Annotated in this window: 20 protein-coding genes; 11 read left to right on the top strand and 9 right to left on the bottom strand. The window is 33.6% G+C overall.

The genetic code is table 11. The annotated features are described in order from the left end of the window. Positions 1-52 precede the first annotated feature (52 nt). Positions 53-1102, top strand: a complete 1050-nt coding sequence (queA, locus tag DFQ07_RS02875) for a tRNA preQ1(34) S-adenosylmethionine ribosyltransferase-isomerase QueA (protein WP_133534765.1) — start codon at positions 53-55, stop codon at positions 1100-1102. A gap of 68 nt (positions 1103-1170) precedes the next feature. Beyond that, positions 1171-2211, top strand: coding sequence for a 23S rRNA (adenine(2503)-C(2))-methyltransferase RlmN (gene rlmN, locus DFQ07_RS02870; RefSeq protein WP_133534764.1), 1041 nt, complete (start codon positions 1171-1173; stop codon positions 2209-2211). On the opposite strand, the gene DFQ07_RS02865 is transcribed toward rlmN, so the two are convergent. Next, positions 2208-2729 carry a hypothetical protein gene (locus tag DFQ07_RS02865; protein ID WP_133534763.1) on the bottom strand — a complete coding sequence of 174 codons (522 nt, stop codon included), beginning with the start codon at positions 2727-2729 and terminating at the stop codon, positions 2208-2210. The two genes, rlmN and DFQ07_RS02865, sit on opposite strands and share 4 nt — an antisense overlap. A 61-nt stretch (positions 2730-2790) precedes the next feature. Between DFQ07_RS02865 and DFQ07_RS02860 the strand changes: the two genes are divergently transcribed. After that, complete coding sequence (locus tag DFQ07_RS02860; protein ID WP_133534762.1) at positions 2791-3768, top strand: polyprenyl synthetase family protein; 978 nt, start codon at positions 2791-2793, stop codon at positions 3766-3768. A 71-nt stretch (positions 3769-3839) separates the two neighbouring features. On the opposite strand, the gene groL is transcribed toward DFQ07_RS02860, so the two are convergent. From groL to miaB, 7 genes are all read right to left on the bottom strand, one after another. Next, positions 3840-5471: a chaperonin GroEL gene (groL, locus tag DFQ07_RS02855; protein ID WP_133534761.1), complete on the bottom strand. Its 1632-nt coding sequence runs from the start codon at positions 5469-5471 to the stop codon at positions 3840-3842. A gap of 96 nt (positions 5472-5567) precedes the next feature. Continuing rightward, positions 5568-5843: a co-chaperone GroES gene (locus tag DFQ07_RS02850; RefSeq protein ID WP_133534760.1), complete on the bottom strand. Its 276-nt coding sequence runs from the start codon at positions 5841-5843 to the stop codon at positions 5568-5570. A 162-nt stretch (positions 5844-6005) separates the two neighbouring features. After that, a complete protein-coding gene (secG, locus tag DFQ07_RS02845) occupies positions 6006-6350 on the bottom strand; it encodes a preprotein translocase subunit SecG (protein WP_133534759.1) in 345 nt (114 codons plus the stop codon). Continuing rightward, positions 6351-7100 (bottom strand): hypothetical protein, encoded by a 750-nt coding sequence (locus tag DFQ07_RS02840; protein ID WP_317126679.1) that lies wholly within the window; start codon positions 7098-7100, stop codon positions 6351-6353. Beyond that, entirely contained in the window at positions 7094-7600 is a 507-nt protein-coding gene (locus DFQ07_RS02835) for an LptE family protein (RefSeq protein WP_133534757.1), read from the bottom strand. The genes DFQ07_RS02840 and DFQ07_RS02835 overlap by 7 nt, the downstream gene beginning before the upstream one ends. A gap of 36 nt (positions 7601-7636) precedes the next feature. After that, on the bottom strand, positions 7637-8869 hold the full coding sequence (locus DFQ07_RS02830) for a sigma-54 interaction domain-containing protein (protein WP_133534756.1): 1233 nt from the start codon (positions 8867-8869) through the stop codon (positions 7637-7639). Positions 8870-8945: 76 nt separating this feature from the next. After that, positions 8946-10400, bottom strand: coding sequence for a tRNA (N6-isopentenyl adenosine(37)-C2)-methylthiotransferase MiaB (gene miaB / locus DFQ07_RS02825; protein ID WP_133534755.1), 1455 nt, complete (start codon positions 10398-10400; stop codon positions 8946-8948). Positions 10401-10598: 198 nt separating this feature from the next. Here miaB and topA point away from each other — a divergent pair, with 198 nt between their 5' ends. The 7 genes from topA to DFQ07_RS02790 all read left to right on the top strand — a co-directional run bounded on the left by topA (position 10599) and on the right by DFQ07_RS02790 (position 20050). After that, positions 10599-13085, top strand: coding sequence for a type I DNA topoisomerase (topA, locus tag DFQ07_RS02820; RefSeq protein ID WP_133534754.1), 2487 nt, complete (start codon positions 10599-10601; stop codon positions 13083-13085). Between the two features lie 57 nt (positions 13086-13142). Then, positions 13143-14303: a formimidoylglutamase gene (locus DFQ07_RS02815; protein ID WP_133534904.1), complete on the top strand. Its 1161-nt coding sequence runs from the start codon at positions 13143-13145 to the stop codon at positions 14301-14303. 98 nt (positions 14304-14401) lie between these two features. Further along, the gene (gene porK, locus DFQ07_RS02810; protein ID WP_133534753.1) at positions 14402-15781 is read left to right on the top strand and encodes a T9SS ring complex lipoprotein PorK/GldK; all 1380 of its coding nucleotides are present in this window, start codon (positions 14402-14404) and stop codon (positions 15779-15781) included. A gap of 50 nt (positions 15782-15831) precedes the next feature. Next, positions 15832-16470, top strand: a complete 639-nt coding sequence (gene porL / locus DFQ07_RS02805) for a type IX secretion system motor protein PorL/GldL (RefSeq protein ID WP_133534752.1) — start codon at positions 15832-15834, stop codon at positions 16468-16470. A 42-nt stretch (positions 16471-16512) separates the two neighbouring features. Next, positions 16513-18048, top strand: coding sequence for a type IX secretion system motor protein PorM/GldM (gene porM, locus DFQ07_RS02800; protein ID WP_133534751.1), 1536 nt, complete (start codon positions 16513-16515; stop codon positions 18046-18048). 19 nt (positions 18049-18067) lie between these two features. Continuing rightward, positions 18068-18928 (top strand): type IX secretion system ring subunit PorN/GldN, encoded by an 861-nt coding sequence (gene porN / locus DFQ07_RS02795; RefSeq protein ID WP_133534750.1) that lies wholly within the window; start codon positions 18068-18070, stop codon positions 18926-18928. Between the two features lie 75 nt (positions 18929-19003). Further along, positions 19004-20050: an NAD(P)/FAD-dependent oxidoreductase gene (locus DFQ07_RS02790; RefSeq protein ID WP_133534749.1), complete on the top strand. Its 1047-nt coding sequence runs from the start codon at positions 19004-19006 to the stop codon at positions 20048-20050. 91 nt (positions 20051-20141) lie between these two features. Here DFQ07_RS02790 and DFQ07_RS02785 read toward each other — a convergent pair whose 3' ends face one another. Next, positions 20142-20537: a DUF983 domain-containing protein gene (locus DFQ07_RS02785; protein ID WP_133534748.1), complete on the bottom strand. Its 396-nt coding sequence runs from the start codon at positions 20535-20537 to the stop codon at positions 20142-20144. A 121-nt stretch (positions 20538-20658) separates the two neighbouring features. On the opposite strand from DFQ07_RS02785, the gene DFQ07_RS02780 reads away from it, so the two are divergent. Next, on the top strand, positions 20659-22575 hold the full coding sequence (locus DFQ07_RS02780; RefSeq protein WP_133534747.1) for an ABC-F family ATP-binding cassette domain-containing protein: 1917 nt from the start codon (positions 20659-20661) through the stop codon (positions 22573-22575). Positions 22576-22889 lie beyond the last annotated feature (314 nt).

Here is a 22889-nt window from a genome sequence, read left to right as displayed (position 1 = left end):
ACAACCCCTATGTTGAAATTGTATATTTGCCAACGTTAAGAAAATTTTACAAATGAAATTATCAAATTTTGATTTTGAATTGCCTAAAGAGTTATTGGCAGAATATCCTTCAGAGCATAGAGATGAAGCACGTTTAATGGTATTACACCGTGATACGCAAAAAATCGAACATAAATTATTTAAAGATTTAATCGACTATTTTGATGAGGGAGATGTAATGATGTTAAATAATACGAAAGTTTTTCCAGCTCGTATGTACGGAAATAAGGAAAAAACTGGAGCTCGTATTGAAGTGTTTTTATTACGTGAATTAAATGCTGAAAATCGTTTGTGGGATGTATTAGTAGATCCAGCAAGAAAAATAAGAATAGGAAACAAGTTATTCTTTGGAGATGATGATAGTTTAGTAGCAGAAGTAATTGATAATACGACTTCTCGTGGTAGAACATTACGTTTCTTATTTGATGGTTCTTACGAAGAATTCAGAAAAAAATTAATCGAATTAGGAGAAACTCCATTGCCAAAATATATTAAGCGTGAGGTAGAGCCTGAAGATGAAGAACGTTACCAAACTATTTTTGCTAAAAATGAAGGAGCTGTAGCAGCGCCAACGGCAGGATTGCACTTTTCTAAGCATTTGATGAAACGTTTAGAGATTAAAGGTGTAGATTTTGCTGAAACTACGTTGCACGTTGGGTTAGGAACATTTAACCCTGTAGAAGTAGAAGATTTATCTAAGCATAAAATGGACTCTGAGCAAATTGTGATTCCACAAGTAAGTGCAGATATTGTAAATAATGCTATTGAAAAGAGAAAAAGAGTATGTGCAGTAGGTACTACAGTAATGAGAACTGTAGAGTCTTCAGTATCTTCAAGTAAGCAATTAAATGCTTATGAAGGATGGACAAACAAGTTTATTTTTCCTCCATACGACTTTAGCATAGCTAACTGTATGGTAACAAATTTCCATACTCCAAAATCTACCTTATTAATGATGGTTTCAGCGTTTGCTGGTCACGATTTTATGATGGAAGCATACCATGAAGCAATCAAAGAAAAGTATAAATTCTACTCGTACGGAGATGCGATGTTAATTTTATAAGATAGTTTATATAATCATTTGCAAAACCTCACAAGTTACTTGTGAGGTTTTGCGTATTTTTGTACCTGATGACAGTGAAGAAAAAAGACATACGCGCGTTAACCAAAGATCAACTTCGTGATTTTTTTGTTGAAAATGGCGATAAAGCCTTTCGAGGAAATCAGGTATATGAATGGTTGTGGCATAAAGCAGCACATTCATTTGATGATATGACAAACCTATCAAAAGTAACACGTCAGATGTTAGATGATAATTTTGTGATAAATCATATTGAAGTTGACACTATGCAACGCAGTAATGATGGTACCATAAAAAATGCCATTAAGTTACACGATGGGTTGATAGTAGAGTCAGTTCTAATTCCAACAGAGACAAGGACAACTGCTTGTGTGTCAAGTCAAGTAGGTTGTAGTTTAGATTGTAAGTTTTGTGCTACGGCACGTTTAAAACGTATGCGTAATTTAAATGCGGATGAAATTTACGATCAGGTAGTAGCTATAGACAAACAAAGTAGGTTATACCATAATCATAAGTTATCAAATATTGTTTTTATGGGCATGGGAGAGCCTTTGATGAACTATAATAATGTAATCAAGGCGATAGATAAAATTACCTCACCAGAAGGCTTAGGAATGGCGGCACGCAGAATTACGGTGTCAACCTCTGGAGTTCCGAAAATTATAAAAAAAATGGCAGATGATGAGGTGCGTTTCAATTTAGCGGTTTCGTTACATTCAGCTATTGAAGAAGTTCGAACATCTATTATGCCTTTTAATGCTACCTTTCCGCTAAAAGATTTACGTGAAGCATTGGAGTATTGGTATGAAAAGACCAAACGAAAAGTGACTTACGAATATGTAGTGTGGAACGGAATTAACGACCGTAAAGAAGACATCAATGCTCTGGTTGAATTCTGTAAATACATTCCATGTAAGGTGAACTTAATTGAATACAACCCTATCGATGATGGTGAGTTTCAACAAGCTTCAGAAAGAGCCATTAATAATTACATTTCTAACTTAGAAATGCATGATATAGTGGTAAATGTACGTCGTTCTCGTGGTAAAGATATTGATGCTGCTTGCGGACAATTAGCAAACAAGAGTTAATTAAGTTCTCTTTTTAAGATAGCTTTTTGAACAACAGAGATAGGATATCCATACACAAACGGAATTTCTTTGGTTCCTTTACCTGTTGTTGTTTTGTTTTTGGTAGCCGTAAACAAAATTTCGAAATCTAATTGATTCTCAGAAAAAGCTAGACGAGAGCTAAGGAAGTTACCTTGTACTTCGAAAAAACTATGCAATGTTTTATTAGCAAATTTAGAAGGAAGAATAATTCCGTTGTTTTCATCAACTTCATATATTCCTTTTTCTAAGTCTTTAGCTATTAATGTATAATTTCTGGGTTGTCCATTATACGACAATATGTAATTGAAACGATGTATACTATCTGTTTTGGTTAAGTGAAATTCCATTGGGATTTCCTTTGTGCCCTTACTAGTAGAAATAACTAATGTACCTTTGTAAACTCCCAAAAAATCATTTGGAAAAGAGGTGTTTTTTTCTTGAGCAACACTGATGAAAATTAGTAAGAAAAGACTACAGAATAAGAAAAAGTTTTTCATTTAAATAATTGTTTTTTCAAAGATACCAAATCCTAATATATTTCTTATTTTTGATTCCTAGATGAAGCCAGTAGAGCAAATAAAACTTCCGATTGCTAAAGAAATGGAACTCTTTGAAACTAAGTTCAAAGATTCGATGTTGTCTAAGGTTCCGTTATTAAATCGAATTACCTATTATATCGTCCGTAGAAAAGGAAAACAAATGCGACCAATGTTTGTGTTTTTGGTGGCAAAGATGGTTTCTAACGGAGGATTTGATGAGCGTACTTATAGAGGTGCCTCAGTAGTTGAGTTGATTCATACAGCAACGTTGGTGCATGATGATGTAGTTGATGATAGTAATCGTCGTCGTGGTTTTTTTTCAATCAATGCTCTTTGGAAAAATAAGATTGCCGTATTGGTAGGTGATTTTTTATTGTCAAAAGGTTTGTTACTTTCGATAGATAATGAAGATTTTGATTTGCTAAAACTCATATCTATTGCGGTTAGAGAAATGAGTGAAGGTGAGTTGTTGCAGATTGAAAAAGCGCGTAAATTAGATATTACAGAAGAGGTGTATTTTGAAATTATCCGCCAAAAAACAGCGACGTTAATAGCGGCTTGTTGTGGTATTGGAGCAGCATCAGTTGGAGCGAATAATGAAACCGTTCAGCAGATGCGTAAGTTTGGAGAGTACATTGGTATTGCATTCCAAATTAAAGATGATTTATTTGATTATACCGAAGAAAAAATAGGGAAGCCAACAGGAATAGATATTAAAGAACAAAAGATGACTCTTCCGTTAATTTATACCTTGAATAATTGTTCTAAAGAAGAAAAATCTTGGCTGATTAACTCTGTAAAAAAACACAACACTAACAAGAAACGTGTAAAGGAAGTAATTGCTTTTGTAAAGCAAAAAGGTGGATTGGAATATACTACAACCAAAATGCACGATTATAAAAACAAAGCCTTGGCTATTTTAGATAATTATCAAGATTCAGAGTATAAAAAATCATTACTTCAAATGATTGATTACGTAGTAGAACGTAAGATTTAAAAGAAATTATATTATAAAAAAACCTCGAGAATTTCTCGAGGTTTTTTATAATTATCTATGGCGATTCGCCATTACATCATTCCTGGCATTCCACCACCCATTGGAGGCATTCCACCTGGATTATCTTCTTTAATGTCAACTAAAGCACACTCCGTAGTTAAAATCATACCAGCAACAGAAGCAGCATTTTCTAAAGCTACACGAGTTACTTTTTTAGGATCAATAATACCAGCTTCTAACATATCTACATATGTTTCAGATTTAGCGTCGTAACCAAAGTTTTGATTTCCTTCTAAAACCTTGTTGATTACTACAGAACCTTCTCCTCCAGCATTTTCAACAATCGTACGTAACGGAGCTTCGATTGCTCTGTTTACGATTTGGATACCTGTAGTTTCATCTAAATTTTCAGTTGTGATAGTTTCTAACACTTTTTTAGCGCGTACTAATGCAACACCACCTCCAGCAACAATACCTTCTTCTACGGCAGCACGAGTAGCGTGTAAAGCATCATCTACACGGTCTTTCTTTTCTTTCATTTCTACTTCAGAAGCAGCACCTACATATAATACAGCAACTCCACCAGCTAACTTAGCTAAACGCTCTTGTAATTTTTCACGGTCGTAATCAGAAGTAGTCGTTTCAATTTGTGCTTTAATTTGGTTTACACGAGCTTTAATTTGTGCTTCGTCACCAGAACCATTTACGATAGTCGTGTTGTCTTTGTCAATAGTTACAGTTTCAGCAGTACCTAATAAATCTAAAGTTGCATTTTCTAAAGAGAATCCTCTTTCTTCAGAAATTACAGTACCACCAGTTAAAATTGCGATGTCTTCTAACATTGCTTTTCTACGATCTCCAAATCCAGGAGCCTTAACTGCAGCAATTTTTAAACCACCACGTAATTTGTTAACTACTAAAGTAGCTAATGCTTGTCCATCAACATCTTCAGCAACAATTAATAAAGGTCTTCCTGATTGCGCTACTGGTTCTAAAATAGGTAAGATTTCTTGTAAGTTAGAAATCTTTTTATCGAATAATAAAATGTATGGATTTTCTAAATCAGCAATCATTTTATCAGCATTTGTTACGAAGTATGGAGATAAGTATCCACGATCGAACTGCATTCCTTCAACAACATCTACATAAGTGTCCATTCCTTTAGCTTCTTCAACGGTAATAACACCTTCTTTACCAACCTTATCAAAAGCAGTAGCAATTAAATCACCAATAACTTGGTCATTATTAGCAGAGATAGAAGCAACTTGTTGTATTTTTTCGGAAGAGTTTCCTACTTCTTGAGATTGTTTCGCTAAATCTTTAGTAATAGCAGCAACTGCTTTATCGATACCTCGTTTTAAATCCATAGGATTAGCACCTGCTGCAACGTTTTTTAATCCTTCTTTTACAATAGCTTGTGCTAATACAGTTGCAGTAGTAGTACCGTCACCTGCTAAATCGTTAGTTTTAGAAGCTACTTCTTTAACCATTTGAGCTCCCATGTTTTCTAACTCGTCTTCTAACTCTACTTCTTTAGCTACAGTAACACCATCTTTGGTTACGTGAGGAGCTCCGAATGATTTAGAAATAATTACGTTACGTCCTTTAGGTCCTAAAGTTACTTTTACTGCATTTGCTAATGCATCTACTCCGCGTTTTAATCCATCGCGAGCATCTACATCAAATTTTATATCTTTTGCCATGTTTGTTTTAGTTTTTTAGCCGTTAGCTTATAGCAATTGGCTGAGTTTTTAATTTGTTGTTTAGAGGCTAATAGCAAAAAGCTAGTAGCAAAAAAATTAGATAATAGCGAATATGTCGCTTTCTCTCATGATTAAATAGTCTTTACCTTCCAATTTAAGTTCAGTACCAGCGTACTTTCCGTATAAAACAGTATCGCCAACTTTTACGGTTAAAGGCTCATCTTTAGTGCCGTTTCCTATGGCAACGATAGTTCCTTTTTGTGGCTTTTCCTTTGCGTTGTCAGGGATGATAATTCCTGATGCTGTAGTAGTTTCTGCTGCAGCTGGTTCAACAAGAACTCTGTCTGCTAAAGGTTTAATGTTTAATCCCATTTTATATATTTTGATTGATTAAATTAAAATTTACTGGTTAGTTTTTGGCAGAAATTATGCCATTAGACTTTTGCTGACAATTTTTCTAACTAGTCAAACTTACGCATAAAAAAAATGCCAACGTGTCATTTACGTTGGCATTTTGTATTTTGTTTTTTGTGACTACTGAGCGCTATCTTTAGCAGTATCAGTTGCTGCTGGTGTAGCAGGAGTAGTTGTAGTTTCAATATTGTTTAAAGTGTCATCTAACTGAGGAGTATCAGCTGCATTACCTCTTGGAATAGCGAAGTTTGCCAATAAAATTAAAGCAAACATAGTAATAGCTAATGTCCAAGTAGTTCTGTCTAAAAAGCTGTTTGTATTTTGTACACCTCCAATATTTTGAGCACCACCGCCTCCAAATGATGAAGATAATCCTCCACCTTTAGGATTTTGAACCATTACAATTAAGATTAATGCTATTGCAACAATCAATATTAAAACTAAAAGTAAAGTATACGTTGTCATCTATTTATTGTTTTGTAAAATTTGTATTCTTTTAATTTGGTCTGCAAAGAAACCACTTTTTTCTGGATATTTCAAACTTAATATTTTATATGCTTGAATAGCACTGTCATATTTCTTTTGCTCTAGATAAACTTTGGCTAAAGTCTCAGTAGCTAACTGATTACTTTGTTGGTTTTCGGCTACTTTAATGTCTGGAGCTGATGTTTTACTTGGACGAGATATTTTAGGAGCAGTTTCTATAAAACGATCAATGATTGCATCATATTCTGACTTTATTGAAGGTTCTTCTTTTTGCGCTTTTTCAACGTTCGTGTTATCTCTTACAATGGCTGTTTTTGAGGATAGTTGTAACCATTGATTAAAAGAAAATGTTTCATTTTGATTAAAAGAGAGTGGTTTTCCAATTGCTAAATCTTCTTCAATAATTTCAACTTCTGTTGTTTTTTTCTTCGGAAGAATTTTGTCTTTTATACTTAGTTTTTCCTCTTTTTTAGGAATTTCCTTAAAAGCTTCAGAAGTAATAAAATCAAATAAAACCGTTCTGTCGGTTGTATAAGAAGCTGTAATTTTTAACTCATTATTGTATTTGTAGCTTTCTTGATTTTTTAAGATTTTTAAACGTAAAGCTCTTGCAGATTGAAAATAAGGGTATTCTTGAATAATAGCAGTTATTTCTGAACTGTGTTCTGTTGAAACAGATTCAGGTTTTTCTAATAACTGTATGTATTTGTTTGTATCCAAGTTTACCATTTTGCCACTGAGGCGTTAAAAATATCTTGTGTAATTCGTTCTAAAATTTCATCCAAAGCAGTTTCTAATACACTACCAGTTAATTGCTGATTGGCTCCGTAATCGTAATAAAAAGAAAAACGTTTTTCAAAATTATCTTTTTCTTCAAGAGTATTTACAAAGTTTACATTTACAGAAATTGTTAACCTGTTTTGTGCAGCAGTTTGTTGTGCCGTTGCACTCATAGGGGTGATTCGGTAATCGACAATTTCACCAGAAAAATGTAAATCACCACCCGTGTTTACCAACGTTAAATTAGTTTGACGAGTAAATAAATCTTGTAAATCTTGTGTGAATTTTTGACTTAATGTAGGTTCTATTATTGGAGCTTGATTCGGGAAAAAATCAACTTGGATAGTTTTCGCATTTCCTGTATTTCCTCCAGTAAAAGAATAAGCGCCACAACCTATTATTGTTGTTAAACCAATAACTAATGATATTGTATATAGAATTTTTTTCATTGAGAATTGAGTGTAAGGTAAAAATAAACAAATGAATTATAAATCATACTGTTTAATCTTTCGGTATAAGGTTCTTTCAGAAATTCCTAGTTCTTTAGCGGCTAGTTTACGTTTTCCGTTATTTTTTTCTAGAGACTTTCGTATCATTTCAATTTCTTTGTCTTGCAATGATAAACTTTCATCTTCTTCTATAGTTTCGGCATAATCATAATCATTTTGTGGTGACGGAACTTTTGGAATTTGCACTACTTCAACATTTGAAACTTCAGGTAAATCATGATCTTGGTAAATACGTTCAATTAATCGATGGTTGTCTTCTTGAACTTGCTCAGAGTCACTGCTTTGCATTAAATCGAGCGTTAATTTTTTCAAGTCGTTAATATCGTTACGCATATCGAACAAGATTTTATACATAATATCTCGTTCGTTAGCAAAATCAGATTGACTACTTGATTTTCCTCCAATAACAGCAGGTAAATTACTACGGTTTTTGGGCAAATATTGCAATAGCTTTTCAGGTGTAATTAATCTATCTTCTTCAACAATTGATATTTGTTCTGCTATATTTTTTAATTGACGAATGTTACCAGGAAAGTTGTAGCTTAACAATATTTTTACTGCATTTTCCTCCAATCGAATAGTAGGCATTCGGTATTTTTGGGCAAAATCAGCAGCAAATTTCCTGAATAATAGATGAATGTCTTCTCCGCGATCTCTTAAGGAAGGTAAAGGTATTTCAATAGTACTTAAACGATAATACAAGTCTTCACGAAACTTTTCTTTAGAAATAGCCTCATGCATATTTACATTAGTTGCAGCTACAATACGAACGTTTGTTTTTTGCACTTGAGAAGAACCTACTTTAATAAATTCACCATTTTCTAATACACGTAACAAACGTACTTGAGTTGTTAATGGTAATTCACCCACTTCGTCTAAAAAAATGGTTCCGCCGTCTGCTACTTCAAAATATCCTTTTCGGGTTTGTGTGGCACCAGTAAAGGCACCTTTTTCATGCCCGAATAATTCACTATCAATGGTTCCTTCAGGAATGGCACCACAGTTTACCGCAATATATTTTGCATGTTTTCTGTGTGATAATTGATGAATAATTCTTGGGATATTTTCTTTTCCAACACCACTTTCTCCAGTAACAAGTACTGAAATATCGGTAGGAGCAACACGAATCGCTTTTTCAATAGCGCGATTTAAGTGTATATCATTACCAATGATACCAAAGCGTTGTTTTATAGCTTGTAGGTTTTCCATTTATTTTTCAATCAAGGTTTTTGAAATCAAGAATTAAGATAAAATATGTTTATTCTTGATTCATTTTGGTCTAAAATTAATTGTTTTCTGAATACCCAACAGGAGTACCTATTAAAGTGGTACTTGTACAGTCGTCAATACGAACATTTACAAAATCACCCATTTTATAATTTTCCTTAGGAAAAACAACTACGGTGTTTTGTGTATTACGACCTTTCCATTCGTTAGGGTTTTTCTTTGATGTTCCTTCAATCAACACTTCTTGAATTTGACCAAGATTCTCTTTTGTTCTGTATAAACTGTGTTCTTGTTGTAAATCGATGATTTCTTGTAAACGACGTTTTTTAGTTTCTAACGGAACATCATCTTCCATTTTTTTAGCAGCAAGTGTTCCTGGTCTTTCAGAGTATGCGAACATAAATCCGAAACTATATTTTACATGACGCATCAAATCTAAAGTATCTTGATGATCTTGTTCTGTTTCTCCACAGAAACCAGCAATCATATCTTGACTTAACGCCATTTCAGGAATGATTTTATAAATATTATCAACCAACTCCATATACTCTTCACGAGTATGTTGACGGTTCATGGCTTTTAGCATAGCATTGCTTCCGCTTTGAACAGGTAAGTGAATGTATTTACAAATGTTTTTGTGTTTCGCCATTACATGAATTACGTCTAACGTCATATCCTGTGGATTTGAGGTAGAAAAACGGAAACGTATTTTAGGAAATTCAGTAGCGCACATATCTAATAACTGAGCAAAGTCTACAGCTGAAGCCTGTGCTAATTCAGAAGCCTTTTTGAAATCTTTTTTCAATCCGCCACCATACCATAAATAAGAATCGACATTTTGACCTAATAAAGTGATTTCTTTGAAGTTCTTTTCTTGCATGCTGCGGATTTCTTCAATAATACTTTTAGGGTCACGACTACGTTCACGACCACGAGTAAAAGGAACTACACAGAACGTACACATATTATCACAACCACGGGTAATTGACACAAAAGCTGAAACTCCATTTGAATTTAAGCGTACCGGAGAAACATCTGCATAGGTTTCTTCTTTTGATAAGATAACGTTCACTGCATCGCGCCCAGCATCAACCTCTTCAATTAGATTTGGCAAATCACGATAAGCATCTGGTCCAACGACTAAATCAACGATTTTTTCTTCTTCTAAGAATTTCTCTTTTAATCGTTCTGCCATACAGCCCAATACACCAACTTTCATAGTTGGGTTTATTTTTTTTACAGCATTGTATTTTTGTAGTCTGTTACGAACAGTGGTCTCTGCTTTTTCACGAATAGAGCATGTGTTTACCAATACCAAATCGGCATCTTCTAAACTCTGAGTAGTGTTAAAACCTTGTTCTGCTAAAATTGACGCCACAATTTCGCTATCATTCATATTCATTTGACAACCATAGCTTTCTATAAAAAGTTTTTTGGTGTTTCCGTCTTTGTGATCTGTAACAAGGGCTTTTCCTTGTTTTTTCTCATCAATTATTTTTTCTACGTGTTCCATAAATCCTAAAATCGTGCTAAATAGGGAGCAAATATACAACCAAAAAGTGTGATTTGTGACAAATTGACATGGATAGTTTTGTTTAATAAAAGGTAAAGTTTTGCTAAAAATGATTCATTAAAAAAAAACTATATACTTTTGCAAATTGAAATATACCTATATTAATAAGGTGTAAATAGAGATAAGAGATAAAGACGTATGGCAAAAAATTTAGTAATAGTTGAGTCACCTGCTAAGGCAAAAACAATAGAGAAATTTTTAGGAAAAGATTTTCAGGTTGAATCGAGTTTTGGTCACATTGCAGACTTACCTTCTAAAGAATTAGGAGTAGATGTTGAAGGAGATTTTAAACCCAAGTATATAGTTTCTACCGATAAAAAAGCGGTAGTTAAAAAACTAAAAGATTTAGCAAAGAAAGCAGAGACTATCTGGTTAGCTTCCGATGAGGATCGTGAGGGAGAGGCTATTGCATGGCATTTAGCTGAACAATTAAAGCTAAAAGAAGAAAACACAAGACGTATTGTTTTTAACTCTATTACTAAACAAGCGATTTTAAAAGCAATTGAAAATCCACGTACTATCAATTATAATTTAGTTGATGCACAACAAGCACGACGTGTGTTAGATAGAATAGTAGGTTATGAGTTGTCTCCTGTGTTATGGAGAAAAGTAAAACCAGGGCTGTCAGCAGGTAGAGTGCAATCGGTGGCGGTACGTTTAATCGTTGAACGTGAGCGAGAAATAGAAAGTTTTGAAACAGAAGCTTCTTATAGAGTAGATGCAGAGTTTGTAAATGCTGAAGGGAAAAAGTTTAAAGCGAAGTTAGCGAAGAATTTTTCGACAAAAAAAGAAGCAGAAAACTTTTTAAATTCTTGTATAGATGCTGAGTTTTCTGTAGCTGATTTACAAAAGAAACCGGCTAAAAAATCACCTGCACCACCATTTACTACATCAACATTACAACAGGAGGCGTCAAGAAAGTTAGGCTTTCCTGTAGCTAAGACAATGATGGTAGCGCAGCGTTTGTATGAAGCGGGATTGATAACTTATATGAGAACCGATAGTGTTAACCTATCTGATGACGCTAAAAATGCAGCGCAAGAAGAAATTACTGCTTCTTACGGAGCAGAATATAGTAAGCCTCGTAATTTTTCAAACAAAACTAAAGGAGCACAAGAGGCGCACGAAGCCATTCGCCCTACAGATATGAAACGTAATGAGGTTTCTGTAGATTATGACCAAAATAGATTATATAGTTTGATTTGGAAACGTACCCTAGCTTCACAAATGAGTGAAGCGCAATTAGAGCGTACAGTCGTGAAGATTGATAATACAAAGAATAAAAAACAATTTACGGCAAACGGAGAGGTGATTACTTTTGAAGGTTTCTTAAAGGTTTATTTAGAAGGAACAGATAATGAAGATGAAGAGCAAGCAGGAATGTTGCCAAAAATGAAAATAAATGAATCGTTAATAAATGAGTTAATTACTGCAACAGAACGATACACACGTCCGCCTGCAAGATATACGGAAGCTGCTTTGGTAAAGCAATTAGAAGAGTTAGGTATTGGACGTCCTTCTACTTATGCACCAACAATTTCGACGATTCAAAGAAGAGAGTATGTAGAAAAAGGAACTGTTGAAGGAAAAGAAAGAAACTATACGCAACTAAGTTTAGCCAATCAAACAGTCTCTGAACAAATGTTAACAGAGCGAGTAGGTTCAGATAAAGGAAAGTTAGTTCCTACTGATATAGGAAATATTGTAAATGATTTCTTAGTAGCTAATTTCGAAACAATTTTAGATTACGGTTTTACTGCTAAAGTAGAGAATGAGTTTGATGATATTGCTGAAGGAAAAGAAGACTGGACGGCAATGATTAAAGATTTTTACAAAAACTTTCATGTAGTTGTTGAAGATGTAGCTGCTAATGCAGAGAGAGCAAAAGGAGAACGTTTGTTAGGAGTGGATCCTGAAAGTGGAAAAAATGTATATGTACGTTTAGGACGTTACGGAGCGATGGTTCAAATAGGGGAGGCTACGGATGAGGAAAAACCTCGTTTTGCAAGTTTACAAGGTGAGCAAACCATGAATTCTATTACTTATGAAGAAGCAATGGATTTGTTTAAATTGCCAAAAGTATTGGGTAAGTATGAAGGAGGTGAGGTAGAAGTAGCTAACGGACGTTTTGGACCTTATATTAAGTTTGATGGGAAGTATGTGTCTTTAGATAAGGATGAGAATCCTATGTCAGTTGATATGGATAGAGCTATTGAGTTAATTGAAGCCAAGCGTAAAGCAGATGCGCCTATAGGTGAATATGAAGGAATGCCAATTCAGAAAGGAGTTGGTCGTTTTGGGCCTTTTATTAAATGGAATTCTATTTTTATTAACGTAAATAAAAAATACGATTTTGATAATCTAAGTCAGGCAGATTTAGAAGAATTAATAGAAGATAAAAAGAAAAAGGAACGAGAAAAACTAATTCATAATTTTGAAGAAGTAGGCATTCGAGTGGAGAAAGCACGTTGGGGACGTTTCAATGTAATTAAAGGAAAAATTAAAGTAGAACTCCCAAAAACTACAGAAATAGAAAAGCTAACGCAAGAAGAAGCTGTTAAGTTAATTGAAGCTAAAACACCTAAAAAGAAAGCAGTTAAAAAGAAAGCAACTAAAAAAAAATAAAGAGGCTTTCAGAAAAAAAATAGTTTAGTATATTGCGACCCCTAAATTCCCCAAATGATGAATATTGACTTCTTTACCCCTATTGAAGAATCTGTAATTGCTCATGCAATATTACAGCCTTCTTCTGTGTTAGGTAAGAGAGTTCAGCTTCATACTGTTCAAAATGGTTTTCCAGATTTAGCAGAGATTTCTATAGCTATCTTAGGAGTTAAAGACGATAGAGGAGCTGTAGATAATCATGGTTGTGGAAAAGAATTGCACGAAATTCGTAAACATTTATATCAATTATTTCCAGGGAATTGGCATGTTAAAATTGCCGATTTAGGAAATATTGAGAAAGGGAGTACTTTAGAAGATACTTATTTCGCAGTTAAATCATCTGTAGAGTTTTTACTGAAAAAAAACATCCTTCCTATTATAATAGGCGGTGGGCAAGATATTACCTATGCTAATTATAGAGCTTACGATAATTTAGAGCAAACAGTTAACTTAGTAACTGTAGATAGTCGATTCGATTTAGGAACGTTAGAAGAAGAGTTAACTTCAAAATCCTATGTGAGTAGGATTGTAATGGAGGAGCCAAATAATTTATTTAATTTTAGTAATATAGGTTATCAAACATATTTCAACTCTCAAGAGGAAATAGATTTGTTAGATAAATTGTATTTTGATGCTTACAGGTTAGGCGAAGTAAAAGATGTTACGTTGGTCGAGCCAATAATGCGTGATGCAGATGTAGTAAGTGTTGATGTAGGTAGTATTCGTCAAAGTGAAGCTCCAGCCAATAAAAATGCTTCGCCCAATGGTTTTTACGGAGAAGAAATTTGTGCAATAGCACGCTATGCAGGAATTAGCGATAAAGTTACTTCGTTTGGAGTATATGAGTACAATAGTAAACTCGATTCAAATTGCCAAACGGCAAACTTAATAGCTCAAATGATTTGGTACTTTATCGAAGGAGTTAATTCTAGGGCAAAAGACTACCCATTTGTAACTAAAGAAAATTACCAAAAATTCACGGTACTTTTAAACGATGATGACCCAATAAACTTTTATAAAAGTGATAAAAGTGGTCGTTGGTGGATGGAAATAAATTTAATATCAAATAATAAACACAAAAGACATGCGTTAATACCTTGTAACTATCGAGATTATGAGCAAGCGTTACAACAAAAAACACCTGAAAGATGGTATAAGGCTTTGCAAAAGCTTGTTTAGTAGAGAGTTATCTATAAGCGCTTAAAAATAATAGTTCGTGATTGTTTTTTAATAAAAAAAATAATAGGTTTACGCCTCTTTTATAAGAAAGATATAGTATGAAAAAAATAGTAGCATTTGTATTGTTAGTGTCTGTTATCTACTCTTGTGGGTCAAGTGGAGATAGAGGAGAGTTGGTTGGAGCAAAATCTAAAAGAAAATGGTTTGCTGAAAAACCATACGGAATGGCTAAAATACCAGGAGGATCATTTACAATGGGTAAACAAGATGAGGATCCTTTAGGGGCTATGAATGCACCAACAAAAACGGTTACTGTTCAGCCATTTTATATGGATGAAACAGAAATAACAAACAGTGAATACAAGGCATTTGTGTTTTGGGTAAGAGACTCGGTAACTAGAACTAAGTTAGCGTATCAAGCAGAGTTTGCTTCTATGGGAGGTAGTGATGTAGCAAGCACAGGTAAAAATGCAGAAGGAATTCAATTATATGCATTTGCTTCAAAAGATACAGTAAATGAAACGCCATATGAAAAGTATATGCGTGAAAATTACTACGAATTAGGAGAAGGATTAGATTCTTTAAAGCCATTAAATTGGGAAGAAGAACTAGTTTGGAACTCTCAAGAATATCCTGATGCAGATTATGTAGAAGTTATGGATTCTCTATATATCAAGAAAGATGAAGCCTTAAACGGAATTAGAACGTTTAATACTAAGTTGTTAAATTATAGGTATTATTGGTTTGATAATGAAGCTGCGGCAAGAACAGGAAAGAATAGAAAAGATTTCTTGAAAGATGAAGTAATTAATGTGTATCCAGATACTACAGTTTGGATTAAAGACTTTAACTATTCTTATAATGATCCAATGCACCAAGAATATTTCGGGCATAAAGCGTATGAGAATTATCCAGTAGTGGGTGTAACTTGGAATCAAGCAAAAGCTTTCTGTCACTGGAGAACTCAAACAAAAAATAATTACCAACGTTCAAGAAAGAAATTAGGTTTAGTACCTGCATTTAGATTACCTACTGAAGCAGAATGGGAATATGCAGCTCGTGGTGGATTAGATTATGGAAAATATCCTTGGGGTGGACCTAGTACCACTAGTGATAGAGGTTGTTTCTTAGCAAACTTTAAACCAGTACGTGGAGATTATGCTGCTGATGGAGCTTTATATACAGTAGAAGCAATGTCTTATAATCCAAATGAATACGGATTGTTTAACATGGCAGGAAATGTATCTGAATGGACTAATACAGCATATAACCAAATGTCTTATTACATGGGATCTACAATGAACCCAAATGTTGAGATCAAAGAGAATAGAAGAAAGATTATCCGTGGTGGATCTTGGAAAGATGTAGCGTATTTCTTAGAAGTAAGTTCACGTGACTGGGAGTATGCTGATACTGCTAGAAGTTACATCGGGTTTAGAACCGTGCAAGATTACTTAGGTGTAAATAAAAGCAACTAAAATTTAGAGTATAAACAAGAATAAATATTAATCCCCAAAAATTAAAAATTATGGCACAATCAAAATCAACTAAGAAATTATTTAACATGGCTTATGGTTTAGGAGCTTCGGTGGTTATCCTTGGAGCCTTATTCAAAATATTACACTGGCCATTTGGTAATGAAATGTTAATTATAGGTATGATTACTGAAGCAATTGTATTCGCATTATCTGCTTTCGAAGCGGTTGAAGACGATTTAGATTGGACAAAAGTTTACCCAGAGTTAGCAGATGGACAATCAATAGGAAAGAATGGAGAAGCATCACCAGCAGAAGCTCAAAGCTTGTTGTCTCAAAAATTAGATAATATTTTAAGTGAAGCTAAGTTAGATGCACAGTTAGTATCTCGTTTAGGAGATAGTATTAAAAATTTCCAAGGAGCAGTAGAGCCTTTAGCATCTGCATCTCAATCAATTTCTGCAACAAACAGTTATAATGAGCAAATGTCTAGAGCAGCAGCTCAAATGGAGTCTTTAAATAGCTTATATCAAACACAAGTTGAAAATGCTAGTAAGCAAGCTGATTTAAACTCTGCAATGGTAGAAAATTCTCAACGTTTACAAGAGCAAATGCAGTCTTTAGCAACAAACTTATCTTCGTTAAATGGAGTATATGGTGGAATGTTATCTGCAATGTCTAACAAAAACTAATTAATTAGTTTATCTAATTATTAACATAATAAACTGATTAATATGGCAGGAGGAAAACTATCACCAAGGCAGAAGATGATTAACCTGATGTACTTAGTATTTATTGCAATGTTAGCAATGAATATGAGTAAAGAGGTATTATCTGCCTTCGGATTAATGAATGAAAAATTAACTGAAGCAAACGTAAAAGCAACTGAAAAAAATAAAGGTGCTTACGAAACGTTAAAACAAAAAGCACTTGAACAAGCTAAGCAGTACGGTGAAGCAAAAGAAAAAACCGACAAATTAAAAGTAGCAGCTGATGAGTTATATGCTTATATAGGAGATTTAAAGTCGCAAATGACTGGTGGTGTAAAAGATCCACAGGCATATGAAACAATGGATAAGTCTAAATTTTTAGATGAGTTATTCTTTAAAGGAGGGAAAATTACACCTGCAGGAAAAGAATTTGTTTCTAAAATTGATGGATTTAGAACAGAAGCTGTTTCTCTTTTAGAAGGAACTGAAGTTGCAGATGTAATAAAAACACGTTTCAGTACCGAAAAGGTTACTAATAAAGACGGAAGAAAAGTAGATTGGTTAAAGTATCATTATGAAGGATTCCCTTTAATTGCTTCTTTAACTAAGTTCACACAGATTCAAGCAGATATTAAAGCGACTGAGTCTGATGCATTGTCTGCTTTATTACAAGGAGAGCTACAAAGTGCAGTTTCTATGACAAAGTATGAAGCGATGGTTGTTTTCGACAAGAGCGCATACTACCCAGGAGAAAACTTATCAGGAAAAATCGTTTTAGGTAAGAAAGATCCAAACTTAACTGCAGAGAAAGTAATTGTTAATGGAGAAGAAATTGACAAAGAGAAAATCCAAGCAGGACAAGTTATTTTAGACGGACCAGCAGGTAATGTAGGAGATAAAGAATTACAAGGAGAGTTCCAATTTAAAGAAGGAGATTCTATTGTTAAAATAGATATTAAAGGAGCGTATGCTGTAATTCCTAGACCTAATGAAGCATTAGTAGCTGCAGATAAAATGAATGTTGTATACCGTGGTTTATCTAACCCAATGACTATTTCGATTCCTGGTGTTCCTGGAAACAAAATATCAGCGAAAGCACCTGGTTTAAGAAGAGTTAAAGGAGATAAATATGTAATGAACCCAGGTAAAGGAAGTGAAGTAAACATTGTTGTTACTGGTACTCCAACTGGAGCTTCAAAAGGTATTCGTTCTGTTAAGAAATTTAGAATTAAAGACATACCACCAGCAGTTGGTATGGTAAGAGGTCAGTATGGTACTGTAAAAATGCCTAAGGCCAGTTTAGGAAGAATAAGTGTAGCTGCTGGTTTACCAGATTTCTTATTCGATTTAAAATTAAATGTATCTAGCTTTAAAATTAAAGTACCAGGGCAAGTAGCTATTCCAGTTAATGGAACAATTTTAAATGCAAGAGCTAAAGCAGCTATTACTAAAGCAAGAAGAAATGATGTAATTACTATTTTTGATATTAAAGCATCAGTTTCTGGATCTAACTATAGGATTAAAAGAGTATTACCTGTTAGTGTAGAAATTACAAATTAATAAGTAAAAACAAGAAAGTATGAATTGGAAGCGTTTTTATATGGTTTTATTCGCATTTGCGACAACGAGTTATGCAAGTGCACAAGCTAACCTTTTAAATGCTAAAAAGGTAGATGAAATTGGATTTAAATCTGAAGCTCAAATAGCTTTAGAAGATGACAAACCACTTCCTTACGGTTATATTAGCGATAGAGATGTGTTATGGTCTAAAGTGGTGTGGGAATATGTAGATTTAAATCAAAAAATAAATCTTCCTTATTATTTCCCAATTGATACCACGAATGCTGGATTAACAAGACGTTCTTTATTTGATACCTTATTAGCAGGTATTAAAAATGGAGAAATTAAAGAAGTATACAACGATTCTTATTTCACCACTAAAATAGGAATGGATGAAGTTAAGATGATGACCTATAATGAGCGTCAAAATGGAGACTACATTGATCCTTATTCTGTGCAATCAGCTGATATTAAAGGTTATCTTTTAAAAGGACTGTGGTATTTTGATAAGCGTCAGGGTGAATTAAAATATCGTTTATTAGCTTTAGCTCCAATGGGACCTGATGTACAAGTGATGGGAGTTGAAGAGATTGATGATAAAGAGAATGTATATGAGTTGTTTTGGGTATATTTCCCAGATGCACGTGAAACCTTACATAAGTCTAAGGTGTTTAATCCAGAAAATTCTGCGCAACCTCTTTCATACGATAACTTGTTAAATGCGAGACGTTTTAATTCAACAATTCTTAAAGAAGAGAATATTTACGGAGATAGAGCTATCTCAGATTATATTCGAGGAAACTCTTTATTCCAATTATTAGAAGCTAACAGAATTAAAGAAGGTATTCGTAATAAAGAAATGGATATGTGGAATTACTAAATTCCCTTTTCAATACAATAAAAAAGAGCTTGCAATGCAAGCTCTTTTTTATTGTATAAATAGTACTTTTGAAATATGAATAAAAAGGTAGATTATATCATAGTTGGTTTAGGCTTATCAGGCATTGCTTTTGCAGAACAGTTAATAGAAAACAACAAAAGTTTTGTGGTTTTTGAAAACAGTTCACAAGTTTCTTCAGTAGTTGCTGGTGGAGTGTATAATCCTGTAATTTTAAAGCGTTTTACTCCAGTTTGGAATGGACACGAGCAATTACAAAAGGCGCTTCCTTTTTACAAACAATTAGAAGAGAAGTTAAATTTAACTTTAGAGTATAGTTTTATTACCAAAAAGGTGTTTACAAGTGTAGGTGATGAAAATAATTGGTTCATAGCATCCGATAAACCAATGTTAAGTCATTATATGAATCCTAAGGTTCAAAAAGAAAAAATAAAAGGAGTTATTGGAGATTTTGGCTTTGGAGAGTTAAAAGGAACAGGGAGAATAGATACGCCTTTGTTAGTTACCGCTTATAAAGAATATATAAAATCACTTGGAAATCTTATTGAAGAAGCTTTTGATTATGAAAAATTAACTTTTGAAGATAACACAGTTCAGTATAACAATATTACGGGAAAGCGAGTGGTGTTTAGTGAAGGTTTTGGGTTAAAAAAGAATCCATTTTTTAATTATTTACCTTTGAATGGAACAAAAGGAGAAACGATAACAATCCATGCTCCTGAATTACAAATAGATTTTTTATTAAAAGGAAGTGTTTTTGTAATGCCTTTAGGAAATGATAATTACAAAGTAGGGGCAACTTTTAATTGGACAGACAAAACTTCTATTCCTACAGAAGAAGGAAGAAAAGAGTTAGAAGAAAAACTACAAAAAATAATTTCCGTTCCATATACCGTAATAGAGCAATCTGCAGGAATAAGACCTACAGTAAAAGACAGAAGGCCTTTGGTAGGAGTTCATCCAAAATACACCCAATTAGCTGTTTTAAACGGTTTAGGAACTCGGGGTGTTATGGTAGCGCCAACAGTTGCTAAAAACTTGTTTAATTACCTTGAAAAAGGCGAAAAATTAGACAGTGAGATTGATATTAAAAGATTTGGATGATACGAATGTGAAAATACATGTATGTTATATACAAAAATAGCTTCCTAATTATAGGAAGCTATTTTGTTTTGAAATAATTATATTTTATAAACTACTTTTCAGCTTGTAATTTTTCAGCATCTTTATTATAACTCACAAAAAAGTTAATCCAAATTATTCTTGAAAGACGTAGTGTTATCGGAGTAAAAAGTAATGAGACTACTATTATTGCTATAAAACTTTGTAGTATAGATAAGCCAATAAACATTTTAGCAATAATAAAAACAGCTACAAAAAGAGCTACAGCAATAGCATAGTTAACATACATCGCACCAAAGAAAAATGAAGGTTCCATCATATACTTCAAATTGCATTTCGGGCAATTTTCGTGTAATTCGGTCACTTTTTTTGGATTGAAATTGAGTTTATATTTAAAAAAGTCACCTTCATGGCAACGTGGACATTTACTATTGAAAATACTGTATAATTTACTTCCTTTTCCGAACATATCTTATGGGGATTAATACGATTAACTATTTGCTTTTTGTAAGTTTGCACAAATTTCAACAAAAATAAAACAGTATTTTGTAACAATAGTTATAAAAGCTCAGTAAATCATAAAAAAATTTATGTTAAACGTACATAATTTATCGGTTTCTTTTATGGGAACAGATTTGTTTTCTGGTATCACTTTTAAATTAATAAAAGGAGACAGAATTGGATTGATTGGAAAAAATGGAGCAGGAAAATCTACCTTATTAAAAGTGTTAGCTAAAGACATAGAAAGTAGCGGTGGTACTTTGGCTTTTGATAAAGATGTGCGTATCGGCTTTTTACGTCAAGATATCGATTTTGAACAAGGAAGAACTATTTTAGAAGAAGCGTACCAAGCATTTACCGAAATTAAAGAAATTGAGTTCGAGTTAGACGAAATCAATCTACAATTAGCTGAAAGAACCGATTATGAAAGTGAAGCCTACCATCAATTAATGGTAGATTTGAATGAGAAGACTGAGCGTTACGAATTGTTAGGAGGATATAACTATCAAGGAGAAACTGAAAAGATTTTACAAGGTTTAGGGTTTCAACGAGAAGATTTTGATAAGTTAACAGATACTTTTTCTGGAGGTTGGCGTATGCGTATCGAACTCGCAAAGCTCCTTCTTCAGAATAATGATATTTTATTACTAGATGAGCCTACCAACCACTTAGATATTGAGTCTATTATTTGGTTAGAAAATTTTTTAAAAAGTTATGCAGGCGCTATTGTATTGGTATCGCACGATAAGATGTTTTTAGATAATGTAACTAATCGTACCATAGAAATTTCTTTAGGGCAGATTTATGATTATAAAAAACCGTATTCAGAATTTCTGAAACTGCGAGCAGAGATTAAAGAAAAACAGTTACAAACACAGAAAAATCAGCAAAAAGAAATTGAACATACAGAAAAGCTGATAGAGAAGTTCCGTGCGAAAGCGAGTAAAGCTACTATGGCCCAATCGCTGATTAAAAAATTAGAAAAAGTAGAGCGCATTGAAGTAGATCAAGATGATAACGCAGTAATGAATGTTCGTTTTGAAATTTCAAAAGAACCAGGTAAAATTATTGTAGAAGCAGAAAACTTAACCAAGAGTTACGGAGATAAAGATGTGTTGAAAGATGTTGATTTACTCATTGAACGCAATAGCAGAATTGCTTTTGTAGGACAAAATGGACAAGGTAAATCTACTTTAGCGAAGATGATCGTGGGGGAAATTCCGTTTGAAGGAAGCTTAAAACTCGGACACAATGTAGAGATAGGGTATTTTGCTCAAAATCAGTCGGAAGAATTACCACCAGAAAAAACAGTGCTAGAGATTATGGAAGATGCTGCTACTGATAGTAATAGGATGCGTGTGCGAGACATGTTAGGTTCGTTTTTGTTTGGTGGAGAAGCGGTAGATAAAAAAGCAAAAGTACTATCAGGAGGGGAACGAAACCGTTTAGCGTTATGTAAACTATTATTATCACCTTTTAATGTGTTAATAATGGATGAGCCTACCAACCACTTAGATATAGCCTCTAAAAATGTATTAAAGAAAGCTCTGCAAAACTTTGACGGAACTTTAATTGTAGTATCTCACGACCGTGATTTCTTACAAGGATTAACGACTACTGTATACGGGTTTAAAGACCGAGTAATAAAAGAATATTTAGGAGATATCGATTATTTCTTAGAGCAGCACAAAATGGAAAGTTTGCGTGATGCTGAAAAAAGAACCGTAGTAAAGGAAGAAAAAGATACGTCTAAAAAAGAAGCGTATCAATTATCGAGAGAGCAAGAAAAAGAACTAAAAAAGCTAAAAAATAAGCTCAATAAAATTGAAAACCAAATAGCGGATTTAGAAGCTGAAATTGAAAAAATAGATTTAGAATTAGCTCAGAATTATGACGAAATTTCTGCACGCCCTAACTTTTTTGAAAACTACAAAGCTAAAAAAGCAAAGGTTGACAAGTTAATGGAAGAATGGGAGCAAGTAGAAGAACAGGTAGCTAGTTTTTAAAGGAAATGTAATGTCCTCCTTCTAGTCGGAATGACGAGGAGTGTCATTGCGAGTGGTAACGAAGCAATCTTTGTGTTTATAGTCAAAATAAACAGATTACTTCGGTCTTTCCTCCTTTGTAATGATGTTTTTGTTTGTCATTTCGAATAAGCGATTTTATGAGCGATTGAGAAATCTAAAGGTTTAGATTACATCCATTAATGAGATTTCTCACACTCGTTGCCACTCGGTTCGAAATGACAGTAAGTGTTTTTTCTGTTGGGCGGAATGACGAAAGGCGTCATTGCGAGTGGTAACGAAGCAATCTTTGTATT

This window comes from Tenacibaculum caenipelagi (assembly GCF_004363005.1).
In the GTDB taxonomy this organism is placed as follows: domain Bacteria; phylum Bacteroidota; class Bacteroidia; order Flavobacteriales; family Flavobacteriaceae; genus Polaribacter; species Polaribacter caenipelagi.
Note: the sequence above shows the minus strand (reverse complement) of the source record. Positions and strands in the feature narration are given on the sequence as shown.